This window comes from Asanoa sp. NPDC049573, assembly GCF_040676615.1.
Taxonomy (GTDB): domain Bacteria; phylum Actinomycetota; class Actinomycetes; order Mycobacteriales; family Micromonosporaceae; genus Asanoa.
Map to the genome: position 1 here is coordinate 37753 of NZ_JBFAPI010000018.1, position 16635 is coordinate 54387.

Annotated in this window: 13 protein-coding genes and 1 pseudogene; 8 read left to right on the forward strand and 6 right to left on the reverse strand. The window is 72.4% G+C overall.

Annotated features, from left to right (window positions below; genetic code table 11):
* Nucleotides 1–53 precede the first annotated feature (53 nt).
* Nucleotides 54–2834 carry an AAA family ATPase gene (locus AB0J74_RS31010; protein WP_363454235.1) on the forward strand — a complete coding sequence of 927 codons (2781 nt, stop codon included), beginning with the start codon at nt 54–56 and terminating at the stop codon, nt 2832–2834.
* On the opposite strand, the gene AB0J74_RS31015 is transcribed toward AB0J74_RS31010, so the two are convergent.
* The gene (locus AB0J74_RS31015) at nt 2818–4041 is read right to left on the reverse strand and encodes an amidohydrolase family protein (RefSeq protein ID WP_363454237.1); all 1224 of its coding nucleotides are present in this window, start codon (nt 4039–4041) and stop codon (nt 2818–2820) included. The two genes, AB0J74_RS31010 and AB0J74_RS31015, sit on opposite strands and share 17 nt — an antisense overlap.
* Before the next feature lie 102 nt (nt 4042–4143).
* Between AB0J74_RS31015 and AB0J74_RS31020 the strand changes: the two genes are divergently transcribed.
* The 3 genes from AB0J74_RS31020 to AB0J74_RS31030 are packed head-to-tail and all read left to right on the forward strand — an operon-like array spanning nt 4144 to nt 6560.
* Nucleotides 4144–4665, forward strand: a complete 522-nt coding sequence (locus AB0J74_RS31020; protein ID WP_363454239.1) for a SigE family RNA polymerase sigma factor — start codon at nt 4144–4146, stop codon at nt 4663–4665.
* Complete coding sequence (locus AB0J74_RS31025; protein WP_363454241.1) at nt 4662–5906, forward strand: hypothetical protein; 1245 nt, start codon at nt 4662–4664, stop codon at nt 5904–5906. The genes AB0J74_RS31020 and AB0J74_RS31025 overlap by 4 nt, the downstream gene beginning before the upstream one ends.
* Before the next feature lie 9 nt (nt 5907–5915).
* Entirely contained in the window at nt 5916–6560 is a 645-nt protein-coding gene (locus AB0J74_RS31030) for an MBL fold metallo-hydrolase (protein WP_363454243.1), read from the forward strand.
* Here the strand turns inward: AB0J74_RS31030 and AB0J74_RS31035 are convergent.
* The 4 genes from AB0J74_RS31035 to AB0J74_RS31050 all read right to left on the reverse strand — a co-directional run bounded on the left by AB0J74_RS31035 (nt 6550) and on the right by AB0J74_RS31050 (nt 11097).
* Nucleotides 6550–7164, reverse strand: a complete 615-nt coding sequence (locus tag AB0J74_RS31035; RefSeq protein ID WP_363454245.1) for an alpha/beta hydrolase — start codon at nt 7162–7164, stop codon at nt 6550–6552. The genes AB0J74_RS31030 and AB0J74_RS31035 overlap by 11 nt on opposite strands.
* A gap of 65 nt (nt 7165–7229) precedes the next feature.
* Nucleotides 7230–8675 (reverse strand): MFS transporter, encoded by a 1446-nt coding sequence (locus tag AB0J74_RS31040; protein WP_363454247.1) that lies wholly within the window; start codon nt 8673–8675, stop codon nt 7230–7232.
* A gap of 48 nt (nt 8676–8723) precedes the next feature.
* Nucleotides 8724–9212, reverse strand: coding sequence for a MarR family winged helix-turn-helix transcriptional regulator (locus AB0J74_RS31045; protein ID WP_363454249.1), 489 nt, complete (start codon nt 9210–9212; stop codon nt 8724–8726).
* Between the two features lie 34 nt (nt 9213–9246).
* On the reverse strand, nt 9247–11097 hold the full coding sequence (locus AB0J74_RS31050; RefSeq protein WP_363454251.1) for a M48 family metalloprotease: 1851 nt from the start codon (nt 11095–11097) through the stop codon (nt 9247–9249).
* A gap of 96 nt (nt 11098–11193) precedes the next feature.
* Between AB0J74_RS31050 and AB0J74_RS31055 the strand changes: the two genes are divergently transcribed.
* The 4 genes and pseudogenes from AB0J74_RS31055 to AB0J74_RS31070 all read left to right on the forward strand — a co-directional run bounded on the left by AB0J74_RS31055 (nt 11194) and on the right by AB0J74_RS31070 (nt 16103).
* The gene (locus tag AB0J74_RS31055) at nt 11194–12141 is read left to right on the forward strand and encodes a DUF4034 domain-containing protein (RefSeq protein ID WP_363454253.1); all 948 of its coding nucleotides are present in this window, start codon (nt 11194–11196) and stop codon (nt 12139–12141) included.
* Between the two features lie 17 nt (nt 12142–12158).
* Entirely contained in the window at nt 12159–12623 is a 465-nt protein-coding gene (locus AB0J74_RS31060) for a hypothetical protein (protein ID WP_363454255.1), read from the forward strand.
* Nucleotides 12624–12635: 12 nt separating this feature from the next.
* Nucleotides 12636–13103: pseudogene (locus tag AB0J74_RS31065) on the forward strand (hypothetical protein); the annotation flags it as partial.
* A gap of 87 nt (nt 13104–13190) precedes the next feature.
* Entirely contained in the window at nt 13191–16103 is a 2913-nt protein-coding gene (locus AB0J74_RS31070; protein ID WP_363454257.1) for a M36 family metallopeptidase, read from the forward strand.
* Between the two features lie 41 nt (nt 16104–16144).
* Here AB0J74_RS31070 and AB0J74_RS31075 read toward each other — a convergent pair whose 3' ends face one another.
* On the reverse strand, nt 16145–16534 hold the full coding sequence (locus tag AB0J74_RS31075; protein ID WP_363454259.1) for a TIGR03618 family F420-dependent PPOX class oxidoreductase: 390 nt from the start codon (nt 16532–16534) through the stop codon (nt 16145–16147).
* Between the last annotated feature and the right edge of the window lie 101 nt (nt 16535–16635).

Genomic DNA, 16635 nt, shown 5'->3' on the forward strand with positions numbered 1-16635 from the left:
GCCATCACGACTGGTCACTGCCGTGGATCAACGGAACGTCGTACGGTCGGTTCGTGCCTCGCGTGTTGTTGCAACGCGACGCCGAGCTGGCCTCCCTCGGGCGGCAGGTCGCCGCGGTGCGGGCCGGCATCGGGCGGATGATCATCGTCGATGGGCCAGCCGGCATCGGCAAGTCGAGCCTGCTCGGTGCCACGGCCGAGACGGCTTCGGCGGCCGGCGTCCGCACGTTGCGGGCCGCCGGCAGCCCGCTGGAGCAGGACGCCGGCTGGGGTGTCGCGCGGCAGCTCTTCGCACCGCTGCCGGCCGCCGAGTTCCCGCCCGGCGCCGCGGAACTGGCGCGACGGGCGCTCGACGCCGACCGGGCCGAGCCGGTCCGCGGCGGCGACGCCATGCACGCCGCGCTGCACGGCCTGACCTGGCTGGCGGTGGGCCTCGCCGAGCGCGGGCCGACGTTGCTGGTCGTCGACGACGTGCACTGGGCCGACCCGCTGTCGCTGCGCTGGCTGGCCGGCCTGGGTCGGCAGCTCGGGGAGCTGCCGCTGGCGATCCTGTGCGCCGTGCGCACCGGCGAGCCGCCGACGTCCGCCGACCTGCTCGACGAGTTGCTGGCACTCGCGCCGGAGCCGCCGGTGCGGCCCGGCCCGCTCGGCCCGGCGGCCGTCGCGGCGGTGGTCGCGCAACGGTTGCCGCAAGCCGGCCCGACCTTCGCCGCGGCGTGCCACGCGGCCACCGCCGGCAACCCGTTCCTGGTCGGCGCGTTGCTCAACCACCTCGTCGCCGAGCGGGTGGAGCCGACCGACGAGTTCGCGGCCACGCTGAGCGCGTTCGGCCCGGAGCAGGTGGCCCGAAGTGTCGGCCGTCAGCTCCTGCGGTTGCCGCCCGGTTCGGCGTCGCTCGCGCGGGCGTTCGCCGTGTTGGGCCGGGGCACACCGCTGCGACACGCGCGCTCCCTGGCCGGGTTGTCCGGCAATGACGCGCTGCGGGTGGCCGACCGGTTGCGGGCGGCCGGGCTGCTCGACCGCGCCGACGACGGCTGGTTCCTCGTGCACCCGCTGGTCGCCGGTGCGCTCTACGGCTCGCTGGCCGGCGGTGAGCGGAGCCAGTGGCACGCGCGGGCGGCGCGGCTGTTGGCCGGGGAACGGGCCGACCCGGAGGCGGTCGCGCTGCACCTGTTGCGCACCGAGCCCGCCCGCGACGCGGCGACGGTGGCGACGCTGCGGGAGGCCGCGGCGCGGGCCAGCCTGCGGGGCGCGCCGCAGAGCGCGGCCGTCTTCCTGCGGCGGGCGCTGGCGGAACCGCCGCTGTCCGTTTCCGTCGAGGCGGACGTGCGCAGCGATCTCGGCCTGGCCCTCGCCGCTCACGTGGATCCCGAGGCACCCGCGTTGCTCGCCGCTGCCGTCGACCTGGCCGCGTCGCCGTCCCAACGGTCGCGGATCGCGCTGTCCGGGGCGCGGGCGCTCGGTCTCGGCGGTCACTTCGTCGAGGCCGGCCGGTTGTGCCGGCTGGGGCTCGACCACGCGGACGGCATCGCGCCGGAGGTCCGCGCCCACCTCGAGGCGGAACTGCTCGGCAACATCTGGCTTGACACGTCGACGGTGGACGAGGCCCGGGCCCGGCTTTCGCCTTCGTCGTCTCCGGGCTGGCGGGTGATCGCGTCACTGGCGGCCCTGTTCGACGGAGCGCCGGCCGCTTCGACCGTGGCGCTGTTGACCCCGGCCCTGCGCGACGGCACCCTCGACGAGGCCGGCTCGATCCTCGCGACGTGCGCGAAGTTCATCCTCATCGACAGCGGCGAACTCGACGCCGCGCGCGACCACTGCACCGCCCTGATCGAGGCCGCCCGCCCGCGCGGCTGGCTGATCGCGCTCGCGCACGGCAGCTTCCTGCGCGCGCTGGCATTGATCCGCGCGGGCCAGATCGACGAGGCGGTGGCCGACGCCCGCTTCGCCTACGAGTTCAAGCTGGTCAACTCGCCCCTCCCCGCGCTGCTGTGGTCGGTGTTCACGTTGGTGGAGGCGCTGACGCAGCACGACGAGCTGGCCGAGGCCGACCGGGTGCTGGCAGCGGTGGGCGAGCCGCCTTCCGGGGCGCTGGCCACCGCGCACCTGCTGGAAAGCCGCGCGCGCCTGCGACTGGCCCAGCACCGCCCGGCGGACGCCCATGCCGACCTGGTCCGGGCCGCCGATCACTGGCGGCGCTTCGGTGCCGTGCATCCGGGGCTGGCCACCTGGCGGGCCGACGACGCCGAGGCCGTGCTGTGGCTGGGTGACCGGGCGGCGGCGCGGCGGCTCGCCGTGGAGCACATCGAGCTGGCCGATCGGGTCGGGTTGCCGGGGCCGCGGGGTGCGGGGCTGCGGGCGCTGGCCCGGGTCGTCGGTTCCAAGGAGGCCATCGGGTTGCTCGAGGAGGCGGTCGAGCTGCTGGCCGGGACGCCGGAACGGCTGGAACACGGCCGCGCCCTCGTCGACCTCGGCGCGGCGCTGCGGCGCGGCAACCACCGCGATGCCGCCCGCGATCCGCTGCGCCGGGCCCTCACGTTGGCCGACCGGGGTGGCATGCGGTTGCTGGCCCGCCGGGCCCGGCAGGAACTCGAAGCGTCGGGCGCGCGACCGCGGCGGGCGGCGGTGTCGGGGGTCGACGCGCTGACGTCGGCCGAACTCCGGGTGGCGACGCTGGCCGCCGAAGGACACAGCAACCCGGAGATCGCGCAGCGCCTGTTCGTCACCCGCCGTACGGTCGAAACCCACCTGACCCACGTCTACGCCAAGCTGGGCGTCGGCACCCGGGCCGACCTGGCCGCGGGCCTGTCGAGGCCGGTCAACCGCGCCCGGTGACGGGAAGGGGCTCGCCGCCGACGTAGACGGCCTTGATGCGATCTATCGCGGCTGGATCGGTCAACGGGTTGCCGTCGACTGCCAGCAGGTCGGCGTCGTAGCCGGGGGCGATGCGGCCCTTGCTGGCGCCGAGGCCGATCACCTCCGCGGCGCGCGCGGTGCTGGTGCGCAACGCCTCGGCCGGGGTCATGCCGACCCAGGTGGTCAGCATGCCGACCGCGGACCGGAGCACGTCGGCCGGTTTGCCGGGGCCCAGGCCCGCATCGGTGCCGGCGATCAGGTCGACGCCGCCGGCGTACATCGTGCGGGCGTTTTCGATGATCGCCGGGATTCGTTCGCGGATGCCGTTCGGTGGGGGCGGGGCGCCGGGGACCAGGACCATGCCGAGCGTCAGGCCGACGGTCACCGGGGCCGCGGCCAGAGCGGCGACCAGGTCGTCGGGGATCTTGTCGATGCCGTCGACGGTCATCAGCGTGACGTGTTCGAGGCCGTCGACGCCGGCGGCCAGCGCGTCGCGGACCGTCCGCAGGCCGTGCGCGTGCGCGGTGATCGGCAGGCCGTGTGCGTGGGCCTCGTCGGCGGCGGCGCGCAACTCGGCTGCGGTGTACTGCGACAGCTCGGGTCGGCTGCCGGCCGTGATGTTGCCGCCGCTCGCCATGATCTTGATGACGTCGACACCTCGGGCGGCGTGGTCGCGCACCGCCAGCCGCACGCCCTCGATGCCGGCCGCGGCCCCGCCCAGGTAGTGGCAATGGCCGCCGGGTGTGGTGATCGGCGGACCCGACGCGACGATCGTCGGCAGCGTGCGGTCGGTGCGCGCGGCCTCGCGCAGCCGCAGCGACAGGTAGCCGCGGTCGCCGAGGTCGCGCACCGTGGTCACGCCGCCGGCGGCCGTGCGCCGGGCGGCTTCGAGCATCGCGGTGTACGCGGCCTCGTCGTCCCGCTCGGCCAGCGCCGCGACCGGGTCCACCGAGGCGTCGAACGCCAGGTGCACGTGCCCGTCGACCAGACCGGGCAGCAGCGTCGCCGCACCGAGATCGACCACGTCGGCGCCGTCGGGCGGGGCCGTGCCCACCGAGACGATCAGGCCCGTGCCCGGGTCGACCGTGACCACCGGGTTCGGGGTCAACGTGTCGCCCGTGCCGTCGAAGAGCGCGGCCGCGCGGACGGCCGTGAGGCGCTGGCGCGGTGTCGCGGTAACAGTCACCCACGCAGTCTCCCGCCGGAGCGACCGGCACGATGTCAACTGGGCTACACACCCGTGCAACCGATCGCGGCGCCGCCGTGCACCTTTAACCGAGGAGGTGTCATGCCGCGCGGCGAGACCGACGATCAACGGCAGTTTCGGGAGTACTTCACGGCACGGCGCGACGCGGTCCGGCGTACCGCCTATGTGTTGTGTGGTGACTGGCACTGGGCCGACGACCTGGCCCAGAGCGCATTCATGCGGCTGGCGGTGAGCTGGCGGAAGGTGCGCGACCGGGAAGCGCTCGACGCGTTCGTGCGCACCTGCCTGGTGCGCGCCTACCTCTCCGACGTCAGGCGGGTGTGGCGACGCCGGGAGAGGTCGGTCGCCGAACCGCCCGAACGATCTGCCGAGGCCGACTCGACGTTGCGGGTGGAGTTCGTCGCCGCGTTGCGGCAACTCCCGCCACGGCAGCGGGCGGTGCTGGTCTGCCGCTACTACCAGGACCTCGACGTCGCCGAGACCGCGGCGACGCTCGGGTGTTCACAAGGGACGGTCAAGAGCCAGGCCGCGCGCGGCATGGCGAAGCTGCGCGAGTTGCTCCGCGACCAGGAAGAGACGACGACGGTAGGTGGCGCCCGATGAGCGAGCTGAAGCGACAGTTGCGGGACTTAGCCGCGGACGAGGGGCCGCCGAGCCGGCTGTCCGCCCACGAGGTCTACGCCGAGGCGTTCCGCCGGCGCCACCGGCGGGCGACGGCGTGGGCGGCGGGCGCGGTGGTGGGTGTCGTGCTGGTCGGCGCGATGGGCGTGACCACGGCGCGGGCCCCGGGCGGCAGCCCGGTCACCGCACCCCACCCGGCACAGAGTGCCGACGGGTGGCCCGCGGAGACCCATGACGGCACGATCATCTCGGCGGCGGCCACCGACGCCACGCATCTCTACGCCGGGATCGCCGCTTGCCCGTGGCAGGGCCAGGTGCGGCACTGCACGGCCCGGCTGGTCGGGTCCGACGACGCCGGGCGGACCTGGACCGTCCGCCAGGCCGACTTCGGCGACGGGCGGGTGACCGCGCCCGCACCCGGCGTGCTGCTGCGCACCATCGAGGACGTGGCATCGCCGCCCCCCAAGATCGAGTACGAGACCCGGCTCAGCACCGACGGCGGCCGGACCTGGCGTGTCCTGCGGTCCAGCCCCGACCCGGTGGCCGAGGTGCCGGCGGGCGGCTGGGTGCAGTGCGCCGAGCCCTCGGTCCAGGTGTGCACGCTCCTGGCCGTCGACCCGGCGACCGCGTTGGCGGCTCCGTTGGCCAGCCAGCCCGCGCTGACGATCGACGCACCGGCCCAGGTGCCCGTGTCGGCCGGCGTCTGGGTCACCGGCCGTGACCCGGACGACCGCTCCCGACCCGCGGTGGCCGTGAGCCACGACCGGGGCCGTACCTGGTCGACGCACGTCTTCGGCAGGGAGGAGATGCCGTCCGCGTACCGGTCGGCGGTGCCGCACAGCGTCGACGGCTCCACCGCGTACACCGTGGTCTCGGGCTCGAAACCCACGGTCTTCCGGAGCATCGACGGCGGCCGGAGCTGGCAACCGGGTCCGGAGACCCTGCCATCGTCCGCCGGCGCTGACGGTGACGGGTTCGTCGCGGCGGACGGCACCCATATCGTGCTGGGCACGACGAACCCGCCCTGGCTGTGGTACGCGGGCACGGCCGGCGGCTACCGCACCGTCGACCTTCCGGGGCTCGACGACCGGCTTCCCCCGGCCCGGGCGCTGGTGCGGGTCACGGCGCCCGGTGTCTACGTCGCCTTCGACAACGCCGCCGTCTACCGGTCGTCCGACGGCCTGCGCTGGACCCGCACCGTGATCCACCTGCCGCCGTCGTAGAGTTCGATCATGTTGCTCACCAAGTACACGCACGCCTGCGTACGTGTCGACGACGGCGACCGCCGATTGCTGCTCGATCCGGGTATCTGGACGGAGCCGGAAGCCTACGACGGCGTGACCGACATTCTGGTCACGCACGAACACGCCGACCATTTCGCCGTCGAACAGCTCGCGGCACTGCTGGCCTCCTCCCGCGAACTGCGGATCTACGGCGACGAGTCGCTGAGGGCCGCGGCCGCCGAGGAGAACGCACCAGCGGTGGCCGAGGCGATCCAGCCGGTCGCGGTCGGCGACACGTTCACCGTCGACGGTTTCGCCGTCACGGTGGTCGGCGGCAAGCACGCGGAGACATACGACGGCCTGCCGCGGTGCCGCAACGTCGGTTTCATCGTCGACGGCGTCTACCACCCGGGCGACTCCTTCTTCGTGCCGGCCGAGCCGGTGACCACGTTGCTGGTGCCGTCCAGCGGCCCGTGGTTCAAGCTCCGCGAGGCGCTCGACTTCACCCGCGCGGTGGCTCCGGACCGCGCGGCGCCGATCCACGACCGGATGGCCTCGAGCGATTTCGGTTACGACAACTTCGACGGCTGGATGACCGAGAAGAGCCAGACGGCGTACGAGCGAATCCCGCTGGGCGGGTCCATCACCGTCTGATGTAGTCAGCGACCGCGTCGGCGAACCGGTCGAGGTGCGGCGGGAACTCCGGCCGGGGTGCTTCGGGGCACCCCGGCAGCTCGGTCGCTTGGGGCAGGATCCGGAGCAGGGCGTCAACGGTCCGTCGTTTGTGGACGGCATTGTCGGGCACCGCGGGCAGCACTCCGACCGGCTGCGTCAGGGTCGCGAGCTCGCTGTCGTGCGACCCCCGCAGCGGCCGCCCGCCCAGCAGCGCGGCCAGGACCTCCGCGGTGGCGCCCAGCGCCGCGAGAGCCGGCCGCAGCCGGGCGTCGATATCGTCGTCGCCGGCCGTCGCCGGCCAGGCCAGCAGCAATCGCTCGACCCGGTCCGGCCGTTGCAGGGCCAGCCGGACGGCGGCCGAGCAGCCGTTGGACCCGGCCAGCACGGTCACCGGGTGCCGCGGCAGCGCCGCGGCGAGGTGGTCCGCCTCGCTGGCCCAACTCGGTGCCCGGTGCGGGCGCTCGGCGGTCCGCACGTCGAACCCCCGCCGCTGGAGTGCCGCGACGACACCGGGTCGGCGCCAGAAGCGCTCGGCGTCCATCTCTTCCCAGAGACCACCGGGCACCAGCAGCAGCGTGCTCATCTGATCTCCTTGCAGCAAAGCATCGGGCGTGCGGCCCTGTCGACCGGAGCGGGGCCGGCGAGGTCTCAGACCTTAGTGGGCTCAGCCTGCGCGACGGCCGCGGGCGCGGGACGCGAAGCCGGCTGCAGCAGGAGGAAGGCGGTCACGAAGGCGACCACGACGAGCCCCGCGCCGACGCCGAACGCGAGCCGGTAGCCGCTGGTCAAGGCCTCGGGCGTGCCGTGGCCGAGGTGCAGCAGCCGGTCGGTGCGGGATGCCGCCAACGTGGACAGTACGGCGACGCCCATGGCCATCCCGATCTGTTGTGTGGTGTTGAACAGGCCGGACACCAGGCCCGCGTCGTCGGGGCGTGCACCGGACATGGCCAGGGTGGCGAGCGCGGGCAGCACGAGACCGAAGCCCGAGGCGAGCAGCATCGTCGGCAGCAGGTCGGTCACGTAGTTGGCGTGCACCGGCAGCCTGGCCAGCAGGCCGAGCGTGGCGGCCAGCAGCACCAGGCCGATCAGCAGCATCCGGCGCTCGCCGAAGCGGGCGTTGAGCCGCGCCGCGACGCCCAACGAGACGGAGCCGATGGCCACGGCCGCGGGAAGCATCGCGAGGCCGGTGCGCAGGGCGTCGTAGCCGAGAACGCGTTGCAGGTAGAGCGTCACGGTGACCTGGAACGCGAAGCACGCGGCCAGGGTGAGCACCTGGATCAGGTTGGCCACCGCCACACCGGGCGCGCGCAGCACCCGCGGCGGCAGCAACGGGTCACGCGCCGTGGCCTGCCGGACCGCGAAGGCGGCGATCAGGGCGAGCGCCAGGCCCAGGCCGCCGAGGGTGCGGGCCGAGGCCCACCCGTACTCCTCGATCTTGACGACCGTGTAGATGGCCACCACCAGCGCGCCGGTGACCAGTGCCGCGCCGACGACGTCGGCCTTGGTTGCCCGGCCGGAGGAACGGTCAGCGGGCAACGTGCGCTGTGCCAGCACGACCGTGGCCACGCCGATCGGCAGGTTGATGAAGAAGATCCAGTGCCAGCTCAGCGCGTCGGTGAGGACGCCGCCGAGCACCTGGCCGATGGCCGCACCCGCGGCGCCGGTGAAGCTGAAGACCGCGATGGCCCGGCCGCGCTCCCCCGCCGTCTCGAACAGGGTGACCAGGATGCCGAGGCTGACCGCGGTCGCCATCGCGCTGCCGGCGCCTTGCAGGAAGCGGGCTCCGATCAACAGCGCCGGGCTGGTCGCGGCGCCCGCCAGCAGTGAGGCCGCGGTGAACACGAGGGTGCCGGCGACGAACATCCGCTTGCGACCGATCAGGTCGCCGAGCCGTCCCGCGAACAGCAGCAGGCTGCCGAACGCGATCAGGTAGGCGTTGACCACCCAACTCAGCGCGGCCGGCGAGAAGCCGAGGTCGTCTTGGATTGCGGGCATCGCCACGGTGACGATGCTGCCGTCGAGCACGGTCATCAGCGAGCCGGTGGCGATCACGCCGAGGGCGATCCACCGTACGCGTGCAGCCATGAGGTCCATAGGAAGGACCGTAGCGGATGGTTCCGTTGCAGACAATCTCTAAAAGAATCAGTTCCCGCGCTCGCGGGCCCGGCGGACCGGACGCGGGTTCTCGACCGGGGCCGCGAGGTGGCCGGCGACCAGGCGTTCCATGGCGTGCAGGAAGGTCTTGCGCTCGGTGGCGGGCAGCGCGTCGAGCGCCTCCGCGTGCACCCGGTCGACGATCTCCTGGCTGCGCCGGGCCACCCGGGCGCCCTCGGGCGTGACCGCCACGATCCGGGCCCGCCGGTCGGTGCTCGACGGCCTGCGCTCGGCCAACCCGGCCTCTTCCAGGGCGTCGACCGTGACCACCATCGTGGTCTTGTCCATGTCGCCGATCTCGGCGAGTTGGATCTGGGTGCGCTCCTCCTCGAGCGCGTGCACCAGCACGCAGTGCATCCGGGCGGTCAGCCCGATCTCGGCCAGGGCGGCGGCCATCCTGGAACGCAGCACGTGGCTGGTGTGGTCGAGCAGGAACGACAGGTCGGGGCTGTCGCGCCGGGGCGCCATGGCGGTCATGACGCCCAGCATAGTTCCGTAACGGATAATCCGCCTATGTCGCAAGCCGGAGCTGGCCGAGCACCTCGAGCAGGGTCTCGCGGCTCTTCGACTCCAGGTCCTGGCCGTCCCATTTCTCCCGGAATATCATGACGGTCCCGTCGTGCAGGGTCAGCACCGCCCGCACCGGCGTCCGCTTCTCGACCGCCGCCGACGCGACCTCCTCGAAGGGCAGGAACCGGTAACGCTCGGCCAGCCGCTCCGCCGGCAACGAGCCGACCAGGGCGCGCAGCCGTTCCCGGCCCTTCTCGATCTTGCCGGGATCGGGCACGAACACGAAGCCGTTGCTGAGCAGCACCACGTCGTGGGCGTGGTTGTCGACGGTCACGTTGGCCAGGCCACCGATCACCCGCGCGCCGCGCGCCGTGGCCCGCTCCTCGACGATGCCGGCGACAGCCGGGTCGATGCCCAACTCGGCCAGCCGCTTGCGGGCCTCGTCGAGGGTCTGCGGCGACACCGCCAGGTCGGCGATCTCGTGCAGCGGCAGCGGCGTGCCGTCGGCACCGACGAACTCGGCCGGTTTCGACCACGAGTGCTGCCAGTGCCCGGCACCGGAGCGCACCGCCGCGACCCGGAACAGCATCGTCATGGGCCCGGCGAAGGCGGCGACGGCCTCCCGCCTCGTCGCGTTCTCGAAGAACGGCGCCGCGAAGTCGGCCAGCCGATCTCCGGGCACGAGGTCCAAGATGGACTGCAGGTTGGCCTGCGGCGTGCCGGTGTGGCGGGCCGCGGCGCGCAACAGGGCATCGGCCTCGCGCTGCTCGGCGGCGGCGATCGCGGCCGCGGTGAACTCGGGCCAGCGCAACACCTCCCGGTCGCCGGCGTCGATCGTCAACTCCTGCAACTGCCGGCCGGTCACGGTGAGGTCGGGCAGCAGCGCGCCGGAGCGCCGGGTGTCGGGCACGCGGTCGATCTCCGGCGCGCCGGCCATCGCCGCGACGCGCGCCCCGATCGGCGGATGCGTGTCCCAGCGGGAGGCGTTGGCCTCGGGCTCGCGCTCGCGCAACTCCGCCAACTCGTCGGCGCGGGCCTCGACCAGCGCCCCGAAGCCGCCGAAGAGGTCGTCGGGTGCGAACCCGGCGGTCCAGCCCGGCTCCACGTAGCGCCGGAAGAAGAAGCTCCAGGCCGCACCGAGCCCGGGTAGCTCACGCAGCGCGGCCATCGCCGACGCCCGGCCGGCGACCCGCACGGCGGCACGGTCGGCGGCCAACTCCTGCCGGCGCGCCACGACGTTGTCGACCAGCCGATAGACCAGGCCATAACCCCGGAAACCCCAACCGAGCGGGTTGTACGGCGACAGCGCACCGACCGTGGACTCGATGGTGAGCCGGCCCCGGTAGGCGACGCCGGCCAGCCGGGTGTGCAGCCCAGAGTAGTGGCCGAGTTCGTGTGCGATCACGGCGCGGAGTTGGTCGACGGACATCGCCTGCAGCAGCGGGAGTCCGATGTAGAGGAAGCGGCGGCCGCCGACCAGGCCGAGGAACCGGGAGTGCTCGCTGACGGCGGCGTTCACGTCGGGCACCAGCCGGATCTCGTCGGGCATCCGGGTGCGCACCGCTTCGGCCAACTCCCGGACGGTGGCCCACAGCTCGGGCGCCGCGGCCTCGGTGAGCGGCAGGCCGTCGACCGGCTCGGGCTTGTGCCGCATGGCCCGCCAGATCGAGAGGGCCAGCGCGCCGATCGACGCCACGAAGACCGGCACCACGACTTTGACGGCGAGCAGGCCGGACACCCAGTCGCCGATCAGCACGCCGACCACGATCAGCGCGATCAGCTCGACCAGTGCGACGACGTAGAACCCGGCCAACATGACGACCGAGATCAGTGCGCGGACCGCGCCGATCATTGTTCCTCCCCGTTTCCGGAGGGCAACCTACGACGGTGATCTTCGTGGGGCAAGACCCCTTCCGATCGAAGATCACCACCCTTACGATCGGCGGCCATGTGGCCGTTTTCGAGTTCGTCCCGCCTCACGGTCGACCCGACCGAGGGCGACCCGACCGCGCGTGCGCTGGGCCAGGCATTGGCTCGGCACGACTGGACGGCCGCCGACGCGGTGCTGCGGTCGATACCGGACGCCGACGACCGGGCCTACCTGCTCGACCGCGCAAGCGCGGTGCCCGACCTGTGGCCGGCGCTCGGCTCGTGGGTGGCCGCGGCGCCCGGTGACCCGCTGCCGCTGACCGTCCGCGGCGCGTACGCCATCGGTTGGGCCTGGGAAGCCCGCACCGCGGCCCGCGCGAAGTACGTGAGCAAGGAGCGGTTCCAGGAGTTCTTCCGCCGGCTCCGGCTGGCCGAGGACGACCTGGACGCGGCGATCGCGCTCGACCCAGACGACGTCACCGCGCGCAGCTTCCTGGTGCTCTCGGCGCGCGGCCGCCAGGTCCCGAAGGACGAGGCGGCGGCCCGCTTCGAGGCGGTGGTCAGCCGCTACCCGCATCACCGGTTCGCACACGAACACCGGCTGCAATACCTGTGCCACAAGTGGTTCGGCAGCGACGAGGAGATGTTCGCCTTCGCCCGCACGGCGTCCGCGGCCGCCCCGGCCGGCAACCTGCTCGGCGCCCTGATCCCGGACGCTCACGTGGAGCGCTCGATGGAGGCGTCGGCCGGCGACTACTGGGCCTCCCCCGCGGTGGCCGACGAACTGCGGGCGGCGGCCGCCCGGTCGGTCTTCCACGCTTCGTTCACCCGGCGGCCGGGTTGGGTGTGGGCGATGAACCTGTTCGCGTACGCCTTCTCGATGACCGGCGACCGCCAGGCGGCGGCGGCATGCTTCGACGCCCTGGGCGACCGGGTCACCGAATACCCGTGGACCTACGACACGGTCCTGGCCCGCCCGGAGAAGGCGTACGCGAAACATCGCCAGCGAGCCACGTCCGCCGGATAGCAGACCCTGGCTAGTCCATGATCCGACTGCATCAGCCCTTGCGCCGAGAGAAGGATCGCCTCCTTGAGGAGGCAGGGATGACTGCGAGCAGCCCGACAGACCCGTGGGCGATGTCAGACGACCAGTTGAAAGCGATCGTCGAGGAGGACCGGCTGCGGGCCGCCCGAGCCCGCCGTTGGCTGGTCGCGAGCGCGCTCGCGGGCTGCGCGGGGCTAACCGCGGTCGCGCTATTTCGTACCCCGTCGGCTGCGCAGTCCCAGCCGATGTTCGTCTGCGCGGCGTTCCTACTGGTCGTTGCCGTCGCCGCCCCGCTGGCGGTGATGGCGGCGCACCGCGCCCGCCGCCGCCGCTGGTCGCAACGGCAGCGCGAGTGCAAGGAACTCGGCGCGATCGTCTCGGCCATCCGCAACCGCACCCTGGCGGGACTGATCTCCTTTAACTTCCGGCTGATGGATAGGTTTGTCGCCGTCGCGCTCAGCTAGGCGCAGACCTCCTACACCGCCTGTGTCGCGGCCGCTTCCGCGGGACTGCTGGTCCTGTTCGCCGGCACGGCGTTCATCGCGACCCTGGACGGTGTCGGCGGCCAGATTGTCGCCGGCGGGCTGACGGCGCTGGGCGCGAGTCTGTCCGGCTACCTCAGCGTTACCTTCCTACGCACCTTCCAGATGACCTCGAAGCAGATGAGCTACTACTATGGCCAGCCCTTGGTGCATTGCTATCTGCTGCATGCCGAATGGCTAGCAGAGCGCTACGAGAAGAAAGCCGACCTGACCCACCTATGGGAGGTCCGCGAGGAACTACTGCGCAGCGTGCTCCATGCCAGCAACAACGCCCAGAATCACCTTCTCGATCTGCAACTCGTCACTCTCAAACCGCGTCGGCCGGGCGAGCGGGAGCAGACAACCGACGCCGGCGTCGACGGATCGACTGACGTCCATCCAGGGGATGTGCTAGATCAGTGATGCACGTAAATTTCTCTCCGACGGCAACGCTGCCGTCCGAGAGGAGGGGCCGTGCAAAGACGACTTCTTGGCTCGCGAGGGTGCACCGTGCTGCTGACCGCAGCGGTGTTGGTTCTCGCGTCCGGTGCGGCCGGTGCTGCCGGTGCTGCCGGCCGGCCGGCAACGCAACAGCCTGGGCCGGGAAACGGCGGTGTGGTGCAGGGCGACCACGCCGGTTCCCGCGACAAGGACAACCGCCGCGGTGCGCTCGCGCCGACCGGTGAGCAGCGCAGTCGGGCCAGCCGCGCGGCGGCTCGGGTGAGCTTCAACAACCTCGGCACCGTCGCGACGGCGGCGCCGACCGGCCGGGCGCTGGCCACCGGGCTGTCGAAGGATCCGGCCCAGGCCGCCCGCGACTACGTGGCCGCCAACCGCGACCTGCTCGGGCTCACCGAGTCGGGCGCGGCCGCGCTCGAGGTGCTCACGGTGCGGCCGATGGGCGAAGGCGCCGCGGTGATCATGCGGCAGCGGTTCGGTGGGTTGCCCGCCGGGCGGGACGGGATCCTGTCTGTCGGCGTACGCGCCGGATCTGTCCTTTATGTTAGCTCTTCCCTGGCTCGTGACGGTGCGGCGCCGGAGCCCGCGACGATCTCCGCGGCCGACGCCGAACGGGTCGCGATCGCCGACGCCGCCACCCCGGGTGCCCGGGTGTTGCGCACCGACCTGGTCGCCGTGCCGACCGCCGATCGCGGTGTCCGGGCCGCCTACCAGGTGGTGCTCGTCGCCAACGGCGCCGAACCGGTCGGCTATTCCACCTATGTGGACGCTCGCGACAGTCAGGTGCTGGTGCGCGAAGACCTGGTCGACCACGACTCCGACAACCCCGAGTGGGAGGTCTTCCCGAATTCGCCGCCGGTCGACTACAGCGGCACGGACACCCGCGTCGACTGGTGCTGGACCAACGCGCCCGGCTGCGCCGAGACGGTCGGCACCTCCGCCTCCCCGTTGCCCTGGGACGTCGACCCGGCGACCGGCCTGTCGACCAACACGACCCGCGGCAACAACTCGATCGCCGTGCACAACTGGAACAGCGCCGACCCGTTCACCGTCGGCACCGAGACCTCGACGGCGCGACCCGACCGCGACTATCAATACCCCTGGACCAACCAGTGGTACGAGCAGGGCTGTAACCCGGCGACCTTCACCTCGCCGGAGCGCAACGACATCGACGCGGCGCGCGCCAACCTGTTCGGCATGCACAACCGGATGCACGACTGGTCCTACCACCTGGGCTTCACCGAGGCCGCCTGGAACATGCAGGGTGACAACTTCGGCAACGGCAACCTGGGCAACGACTTCGAGCAGGGCAACGCCCAGGCCGGCGGCATCGCCGGTGGCTTCCCGAGCTTCGCGGCACGCGACAACGCCAACCAGATCACGCCGCCCGAGGGCACCGCGCCGATCACCAACATGTACCTCTGGCAGTCGATCCCCGGCAGCTTCTACGCGCCGTGCGTCGACGGCGACTACGACATGTCGGTGATCGCGCACGAATACGGCCATGCCATCAGCGGCCGCATGATCGCGGGGCCCAACATGGGCGTCTCCAGCCCGCAGGGCATGAGCGAGAGCTGGTCCGACCAGCTCGCGATGGAATACCTGTTCGAGCACGGCTACGCGCCGGCCGGCATCCGCGGTTACACGATCGGGCAATACGTGACCTCGGACCCGATCGCCGGCATCCGCAACTACAACATGAGCCAGAGCCCACTCAACTACAGCTCGGTCGACTACGACTTCGTCGGCCTGCAGGTGCACGCCTCGGGCGAGGTGTGGACGGCGACCAACTTCGACATCCGGGCCGCGATGATGAAGCGGTACGGGTCCGGAAACGCGACGATCCAGAAGGCCTGCGCCAACGGCCAGCGGGCGGTCACCGACTGCCCGGGCAACCGGCGCTGGATGCAGTTGGTGTTCGACTCCTACCTGCTGATGGCCGTCAGCGGGGTCAGCATGGTCGACTCGCGCGACGCGATGCTGGCCGCCGACCAGATCCGCTTCGGCGGCGCCAACCAGGACCTGCTCTGGAACGCGTTCGCCAAGCGCGGCCTGGGCGAGGGCGCGACAAGTGCCGGCCCGGGCGACGTCAACCCGGTGCCCAGCTTCTCCTCGCCGCGGGCGACCGAGGCCCGCGTCCTGTTCAAGCCGATCGCACTCGGCGGCGGCACCGGCGCGCTGGCCAACGCGAAGCTGTTCGTGGGCCGCTACCAGGCCCGCGCGATGCCGGTGGCCGACACCGACGCCGCGACGCCGCTGTCCGACGAGGTGCGACTGGTGCCCGGCACCTACGAGTTCATCGTGCAGGCACCGGGCCGCGGCCTGCAACGGGTCGGCCCGATCACCGTCAAGGCCGGCCAGACCGTCCCGCTGCCGGTGGTCATGCTGCAGAACCTCGCGTCCGGCTCGGCCGGCGCCACCGCCACCGGCGACGGCGTCAACCAGGCCCTGCTGATCGACGACGACGAGGCGACCAACTGGGCATCGCTGAACAGCCCGATCGCCGGCAAGCAGGTGACCGTCGACCTGGCCGGCGGCGCCCAACTCGTGAGCCGGGTGCAGGTCAGCGCCATGCTCCGCCCACCGGTAGCCGGCGACGCGGACGCGGGCACGCAGAACAGGTTCAGCGCGCTGCGCCAGTTCAAGGTCTCCGCGTGTACGGCGCGCGGCACCGTCACCTGCACCGACCCGAGCGACTTCCGGGCCGTCTACACCAGCCCGAAAGACGCGTTCCCCTCGATCGCGCCCCGGCCGCGCGCCCCCGAACTCATCGCGCGCGACTTCCGGATCCCCCTGACGCTGGCCACCCACCTGCGCTTCGAGGTGGTCAGCAACCAGTGCACCGGCGCACCCGACTACGCCGGCGAGCAGGATCAGGACCCCCAGTTCACCACCGACTGCGCCGCGGGCAGCATCCAGGACGACTTCGTCCGCGCCGCCGAGTTCCAGGCCTTCCTGGCCTGACCGCCACGAGCGGAGGGGGCCGCGAGGCCCCCTTCGCGCGGTCAGAAGCTCATCGCGCCCGCGTGGTCGACCTCGATCAGGTAGGCCGCGCGGTCGGTGCGCAGCGGGTAGGGGCCGCCCAGGTATTTCTGGGACAGGCGGTCGATGATCTCCCAGCCGCGGTCGCCGTCGACCACCTCGACGACCCGGCCGCGCAGGAACGCCATGTCGTTGGGGCGTTCGCGGCGGGTCAGGGAGATGGCCACCCGCGGGTCGCGCTCGATGTTGCGGGCCTTGCGTGAGCCGGGTGAGGTCAGGAACGCGATGTGGGGGCCCTCGCGGCCGACCCAGACCGGCACGCTGTGTGGGGAGCCGTCCGGGAGGATGGTCGCCAGGTGAGCGGTGCACGGCTCGTCGAGGAGGCGGATCACGTCGTCCGGGAGGGTGGTCATGCGCCCCGAGGTTACCCCCGCCAATCGGACACCCGGCCGCCACGCGCCGACGTGGCTGGCGGAGAATGGCCGGCGGTGCTGCTCAGAGTCGCTGGAGGCGT

Bases quoted from the DNA above. Each gene is read 5' to 3' on its own strand.
- AB0J74_RS31020 (WP_363454239.1), top strand. From the start codon at position 4,144: ATGCCGCGCGGCGAGACCGACGATCAACGGCAGTTTCGGGAGTACTTC.
- AB0J74_RS31025 (WP_363454241.1), top strand. From the start codon at position 4,662: ATGAGCGAGCTGAAGCGACAGTTGCGGGACTTAGCCGCGGACGAGGGG.
- AB0J74_RS31030 (WP_363454243.1), top strand. From the start codon at position 5,916: ATGTTGCTCACCAAGTACACGCACGCCTGCGTACGTGTCGACGACGGC.
- AB0J74_RS31035 (WP_363454245.1), bottom strand. From the start codon at position 7,164: ATGAGCACGCTGCTGCTGGTGCCCGGTGGTCTCTGGGAAGAGATGGAC.
- AB0J74_RS31040 (WP_363454247.1), bottom strand. From the start codon at position 8,675: ATGGACCTCATGGCTGCACGCGTACGGTGGATCGCCCTCGGCGTGATC.
- AB0J74_RS31045 (WP_363454249.1), bottom strand. From the start codon at position 9,212: ATGACCGCCATGGCGCCCCGGCGCGACAGCCCCGACCTGTCGTTCCTG.
- AB0J74_RS31050 (WP_363454251.1), bottom strand. From the start codon at position 11,097: ATGATCGGCGCGGTCCGCGCACTGATCTCGGTCGTCATGTTGGCCGGG.
- AB0J74_RS31055 (WP_363454253.1), top strand. From the start codon at position 11,194: ATGTGGCCGTTTTCGAGTTCGTCCCGCCTCACGGTCGACCCGACCGAG.
- AB0J74_RS31060 (WP_363454255.1), top strand. From the start codon at position 12,159: ATGATCCGACTGCATCAGCCCTTGCGCCGAGAGAAGGATCGCCTCCTT.
- AB0J74_RS31075 (WP_363454259.1), bottom strand. From the start codon at position 16,534: ATGACCACCCTCCCGGACGACGTGATCCGCCTCCTCGACGAGCCGTGC.